The following is a 6,344-nucleotide window of genomic DNA, read 5'->3' as shown; positions in this document are numbered from 1 at the left end:
TTTGCAATATTCCGCCGACGCCTGAGAAGTATAAATCGGTTATTTCGATGCCGGAACCTTCGAAACGGGTACCCAAGTCGACTTGGGATTCGATGCCCAATCTCCAGACGTCTACGACACCTGAGTCGGTGCGCGTCGTCCGTAGATAGATCTCTGCTCAGTGACGGTGACGAAGAGCGAAGCCGGAACAAGCATCGTCAACGATAGAGACGTATGCGGCTAATCTATCGGCACCGTGTTCGGTTCCATTCGAATCTCAAAAGGAATATTTTTGAATGATCTTCCAAAAGACATGGCAATTGGTGATCGATGGTCGCAAGACGCAAAGTCGGCGGATCGTCGGCGAGCGTCTCCATTCCTGGCGCATTGGGCAGTCCTATGCGCTTCAACCCGGCCGGGGCAAGAAAGCGATTGCGAGAATCGTCGTTACGGCGGTACGACGAGAACTGCTCGGTGAGATAACGGAAGCGGACGCTAAGGCCGAGGGATACGATTCGGTCGCAGACTTCGTCTCGGTCTGGGAGTCGATGCACGGTGCTTACGATCCGGATACCGAGGTGTTCGTCATCGAGTTCCAGCTGGAGCATTCGGCGACTTGAAGAAAGTCTTCGATTTCCATGCTCAAAGGAGCCCCTGCCAGGCAACCTCGATCCGAATAGCTCGCTGAGATCCGTCCAAGACATCTATCCGTTATGTCGGTCGTGGACAACGCAAGCATCAGATCGACTACGAGACCCGGACCCGGATATGGCTTTGCTGTCGCAGTCGTCGGCGAGCAGCAAACTAACGCGTAACTCGCGTTGGTTCGGTACTCTTTTGCCGCACTGATCATAATTGACTCACAGAACGTATTAAACGGATTGCGGTTCGATCGCATTTCGGATTGAAACGCTCTAAATCTCATTGTGGCGTTCGAAATCTAATAGCTCCGACGAATTCGAGGCCCCTCATTGATACCGACGAAGGTCCATTTACGAGGATCATGACCGACAAATCTCGTACGAAGGAGCGTTGCCGAGCACGGAAATCGCAGGTTTCGAAGAGTGGCCGCGATTAAAAGTCTTCCTCAGCGCAGAGTTTGCACACTATCAACAGAGCATATTCAGAAAGGTTTTGCGATGCCGATAACTCTGCCGGAAGCTGAAAAGGGCCTCGTTCGCTCAAGCCAATTGATCGCGTCAAAGCGTCGAAGGTCGGCGCCTGCGGCGACTCTTAACGTATTGGAATCAGTATTCAGTATCGTTTTAAGTTCGACAGCGACGGGGATACCACTGAACAAAGCGAGCATATAAACGAGTTGCTCTAGCCACTTCCGATACTGCCGTACGGGTTTCGCGGAGCGGCGCTACGTAGCTACGGCTCGCCTGACACTCTGAGCTTATATCGAAAGCCAAAACGGTCATGCTCGACAAAAAGTGGGGCTCTGAAGCAGCGATATTTCAAACGCATTAGGGACGATCGACAAAGCATGTAACGTTAATGCAATTGGTCGATGGTATCGGAATGCCTCTGTCTTGAACTTCGACAGCGATTGTCCCGGTGAGCGTTCATCGAACCGCTATTTGAGCAAGCGATATCAATCCATTGCTCAATTGTTTCGTAGGCAAACGTGCCCCGGATACGCGAGGGAGCTGAGCATTCCATCGAGTCAGGTCGGATCGACTATTTCTTGCCGCCGAATGCGCCACGCACGGCGCCCCCGATGGCCCCGGCGGCCGCGCTTTTTCTCGGAGCCGCTGTCGGCGCTTCGCCTTGCGGGCTTAGGGCGGGAAATCCCGCACCGATTTTATTGCCAATACCATTCGGCTGAGAAGAACCACCGGGCTTGGGCGCTGCTTCGAGAGCAACGTTGACTGTAGGATTTCCCATCCGATCTATAGTTTTGGAAGGCCCGACGCCCCCAGTTGTCGACGTCGGAAGATAAGGAACCCACTTGCCGTTTTCGTTGACCATCCACTTTTCATCAAGCCCGTAGTACAGCCACTTGCCGTTCGGCAGTTGCTTGAAGCGCCACGCGCCGTTGGGATCGGCCTTGGCCCCGGCCGGTTCTCCTGCGACCGCTTTGGGATCGTTGACTTTCGCGGCGGGATCGGCAGGCGCGGTAGCCTCGGGATTTTGCACCGGCATAACGATAATATCTAGCTTCGCCGGCTTCGGTCCGGCAGCCCTAGAATTCGGCTCCGGGTTGCTTGAGTTCTTCGTGGTCACTTTGGACACCACCGGACCCGCGCCTGCGTCCGCCCCAACGATGATGCCGTCGCCGTTGATATCGCCTGCCGCGACGCGGACGTTGCCGGCGGCCCGCACTCCGAGGATCCGACCTCCGCGATCGACAATGATCAGGGTCGGACCGGCCGTTTTCGTTTCCGTTTTCGTTTTCGTCTCCAAATCGCTGAGGATCGCAAACCCTTGGTTTTGAGATTTCAAGGCCGCGCCGACCGCGTTCAACTGCGTTCGTAAAGTCTCGACCGTCGTCGTCGGTACTCCGTTGACGGAGACAATGAGATCTTTCGGCAGTATTCCGAGCTGTTGGGCCAGACTTCCCTCGTTGACCTGCTGGATCAAGAGCCCTTTGGGTTGCTCGCGGACTTGAACGCCGAGTTGGATCCCTTCGAAATCCTTCTTCAGAATGAAATTGACGACGCCCGACGGCGCGTCGGGAACGACCGGCATCGGAGCAGCGATCGTTGCCCGTTTCGTCGGCATCGGTGAGTTGTTGTCGGCGAACTTCAACTCGCCGCTGATCGTTCCTCCGGTGACGACGATCGTTTGTTTCGATCGGCCGGATTCCGGATCGATCGCATACGAACTATTTTCTACCCGGATACTCTTGATGGCGTCCTCTTTCCACGACTCGCTATATTTTTTTGCGGGGAGAACGACCGTGCCCGGCCCCACTTTCGTGATTTGCGGATCTTGATCCGGCCGGACGATCACGAACAGGTAGCTGCCGGCTTTCAAATTTTTGAACTCAAACTTGCCTGCGGCGTCCGACTCGGTTGTGGCGACGCTGCGACCATCGTCCCATTCGAGCCTGATCTTAGTAGCCGGATTACCGCCGCTTCCGAGCCGCTGGTCGACTTGCGGAGTGAACGGCACGCCGGGGATCTTAGGCATCGGCGAATCAATTGCTTTGCGATCCTGCGGCAACGGCGATTCGTTTTCGGCGGTCTTAAACGATCCGCTGATCGCGCCGCCGTCCATGCCGATAGTGATTGATTGGCTTGACCGGCCCGTGTTCGGGTCGACGCGAAGGGAAATGGTTGGAGCATCGTTGACGGGGGTGATCGTGAAGGTGCGCTCGAACTTCAGCTGCGCGCCGTCGACGACGGTGGCTTGCTTGCCGAAGTAGAAGTTCCCATTTCCGGGACCGGAATATCTTGCCACAAGTCTTGGTGAGGTATCGGAATCGCTTCCTTTGGCGGCTTGTGAATCGTTGAGGATGAGAGTGCCCGGCCCCACCTTTGTCATTGGGGCGTTTGGATCGGACGCAGACAGGACGACGAGATAGTATTTGCCGGTTTGCAGTCCCATGAACGCGAACTTTCCGTCGGCGTCTGTCTTAGTCGTAGCGACGAGGGTACTGCCGGGGTCGTGACCGAGCCCGACGTGTATGTCCGCAATCGGATCGTCCGGCCCCGCGAACGCGAACAAGGGTGACATCAAGATGATCGCGGCGCAGCCGAGCCGGACGAGAAGGAATTTGGATTGCATAGGTTTTCCTGCTGAGGTGAGGGTGACGTCGTTCCTCGCCGTAAACAAAAAAGCCGACGTGGCGGAACGCTCGATCGAGAGCGCGTTCGACCACGTCGGCTTACTTGCAAACCGGCCTCTCGACGAGTGCCGGTCTGTTTTATTCTTGTCGTCCGACGACATCGGAAAGGGACCGTGAACTCACGGTCGCAACCCGACACCGTGTAACCCTAGGGCTTGGGCGCAAGAATACAACGCGCAAACGACAATTCTCGCCGGAATGCGAAGAAGAGGTAGATTCCCGATCGATGTTGGTAACGATGCAGGAAAACTCGCGAAGTCGAGTGCCGTCGAGTCGACGGATCAGTAAGCTGAGTGGCCGTTGGAAAACGATCATCACGACCGAAGCGAATCCGATGATGGCCGGGCTCCATGATCGAATGCCGGTCATTCTCGCGCCCGATGCGCGAGCATTGTGGCTCGATCCGGATTTCACCGGCAAGGAGAAGGTGCTGTCGTTGTTGCAGCCCTATCCAGATGACGACTTGGTCGCGACTCCCGTAAGTCGATTGGTGAACAGCCCGAAGTCGGACGATCCGCGGTGCTTGAATCCGCTGTGAGCCGCCTACCGATCGGAGACGCGGATTCGATAACCGTTGCGGGAAAATTGATCGATCTCTCGGCAAATCCATGTAGTGAGGGCAGAAACTGGCTTTCTGCAGTGCGAAACGAAATCACATATCGTCAAAATCTGGGTGCCTGGTTTCCATATCGTCCAGCTACGAGCAAGGAATATCTTGAGACGATCCTTAGTTGTTGGTCGACCGATCCAATTGAAATCGGTCTACGACAGCCGAGAGACGCTCGGCTTAAGAAGTTCGCTATTACGTGTGGATTTTTTGTATCCTTATGCTCGGACATTCTTGAGGATGTTGCTTATCGCTGTCCCAAAGGCAGGTCATTCGTAACCTCGGGACCGCATGCCTACTTAAACCGAACAAGCCAACGATAGTCGCGAACCGTTAGTGCGCACGACTGCTCCTTGATGGCGAAGCTACTAACCAATTCGCTACATGTGAAGCGCCAACGCCTTTCAGTGTGTCCCATCCACTCATCGAGTCTCAGAATGAAGTATCTATGCACAGGTCGCATAAATCCGGAACGCGCCGCTGTCTCTTTCGAACAAATCCGGATGAGGCTTTCCGGTGACGGCGACGCGAAGGTCAGTTGTGATGCGTCTCAACTGACCGTCGTTCTAACCTATCCAAAGTTAGACGGGTATGTATCCGCCCAGATCGCAGCCACAGGCATTGCCGACATCGTTGTAGGATCGCTCGGCTTCGCTATCGGGTGCGGCTTTTCGGTGGAGATAATCCAAGTTATTGAAGAGGACGGAACCGCTCACGTCTTTGGCGTGAACTCGAACAGCAGCCCTCCGGTGGTCACCGACCAAAACGGAGACACGTTTAGTCGCGCTGTCCGGCTCTCCGGCCAAAACGTTCTCTTCCGTCTCGCGCTTCGTGACTACTGTCGCGCCGTTGTCGAAGTACACGACTGTGCTACGTATTGCTTCCGCGCGATCGAAGGTATCAAGAGCGCATTCGGTCAACAGACCGACAAGGAGAATTGGCTCGCCATGCACGCTGCTCTCGGAACCGATAAGGCCACAATCGAACAGATCGTAAAAGGCTTTGCCGATCCGATCCGTCACGGTAACTGGCTCAATGCCGCACACACCAATTCCGCCGAGCGCAATGCAATGTTGCAGCTGACCAGAGGCATTCTGTATAAGTTCCTCGACTATGAGGATGCACGAAACGCAATCTCGTTCGGTGGATCAAACGCTGGCATCGTGCCTCAGTAGATAGCCGAATGCGGTGCATTGCTGATTGTTCGACAACGGGTGTGGTGTCAACGGCTGAAAGTACCGCCACTTCGCAACTGACCTTGCCCCCTTAAACGAGTCCGGTCTTCAGTCGTGGACTGACGACCATCACTTGAAAAGGGAGGCGATCATGGGGACGAAGCGTTTGCAGGTCGAGCAGATCATTCAGAAATTACGGGAAGCGGAATTGGAGCTCTCGCGCGGTCAGACGGTTCCGCAGGTGTCGAAGAAGATCGGCGTGACGGAGCAGACGTACTATCGCTGGCGAAAAGAGTACGGCGGCCTGCGGACGGACCAAGCGAAGCGGTTCAAAGAGTTGGAACTGGAGAATGCGCGCTTGAAGCGACTGTTGGCCGACGCCGAACTCGACAAGGCGATTCTGCGCGAGGCCGCCGCGGGAAACTTCTGAGCCCGACCGGTCGGCGACGAGTCGTCGAACACGTGCGGGAGACGCTCGACGTGAGCGAGCGTCGAGCCTGCCGTTTGTTGGGACAAGCGCGGGCGACGCAACGTCGCCCGCGCCTGGTTCCCGACGACGAACCGCGATTGGTCGGGCGGATCGTGAAGTTAGCGAGCGACTACGGTCGCTACGGTTAGCTCCACTCGTCACGCCCAATTGGCTAAGGGAGACGTCCCACCATGCTAGGGCCTTGCAGCTGCTCCGCCGATGCACGGTATGTCGGTAGGCCTCGTTAGGGAGAATCGAGAATATCGGGAGCGCTTAGCAACGGTTCGAGCGTGGGAGGTTGGAGCCGTCTTAGCCGCT

General features: G+C 55.9%; 6 protein-coding genes. 5 read left to right on the top strand and 1 reads right to left on the bottom strand.

Translation table 11 applies throughout. The features are described 5' to 3' along the window. Window positions 1-275: 275 nt before the first annotated feature. Window positions 276-599, top strand: a complete 324-nt coding sequence (locus K8U03_00260; GenBank protein ID MCE9603316.1) for an ASCH domain-containing protein — start codon at window positions 276-278, stop codon at window positions 597-599. Between the two features lie 1,063 nt (window positions 600-1,662). On the opposite strand, the gene K8U03_00255 is transcribed toward K8U03_00260, so the two are convergent. Then, window positions 1,663-3,714, bottom strand: coding sequence for a PDZ domain-containing protein (locus K8U03_00255; GenBank protein MCE9603315.1), 2,052 nt, complete (start codon window positions 3,712-3,714; stop codon window positions 1,663-1,665). Between the two features lie 287 nt (window positions 3,715-4,001). Here K8U03_00255 and K8U03_00250 point away from each other — a divergent pair, with 287 nt between their 5' ends. The 4 genes from K8U03_00250 to K8U03_00235 all read left to right on the top strand — a co-directional run bounded on the left by K8U03_00250 (window position 4,002) and on the right by K8U03_00235 (window position 6,175). Beyond that, window positions 4,002-4,313: an SOS response-associated peptidase gene (locus K8U03_00250; GenBank protein MCE9603314.1), complete on the top strand. Its 312-nt coding sequence runs from the start codon at window positions 4,002-4,004 to the stop codon at window positions 4,311-4,313. 506 nt (window positions 4,314-4,819) lie between these two features. Further along, window positions 4,820-5,557 (top strand): hypothetical protein, encoded by a 738-nt coding sequence (locus tag K8U03_00245; protein ID MCE9603313.1) that lies wholly within the window; start codon window positions 4,820-4,822, stop codon window positions 5,555-5,557. 151 nt (window positions 5,558-5,708) lie between these two features. Beyond that, window positions 5,709-5,987, top strand: coding sequence for a transposase (locus tag K8U03_00240; protein ID MCE9603312.1), 279 nt, complete (start codon window positions 5,709-5,711; stop codon window positions 5,985-5,987). 50 nt (window positions 5,988-6,037) lie between these two features. Further along, window positions 6,038-6,175 (top strand): hypothetical protein, encoded by a 138-nt coding sequence (locus tag K8U03_00235; protein ID MCE9603311.1) that lies wholly within the window; start codon window positions 6,038-6,040, stop codon window positions 6,173-6,175. Window positions 6,176-6,344 lie beyond the last annotated feature (169 nt).

It is taken from the genome of Planctomycetia bacterium, assembly GCA_021413845.1.
Taxonomy (GTDB): Bacteria; Planctomycetota; Planctomycetia; order Pirellulales; family PNKZ01; genus PNKZ01.
The sequence above is the reverse complement of the archived record's forward strand: the minus strand, read 5'-3'. Positions and strand labels throughout refer to the sequence as shown.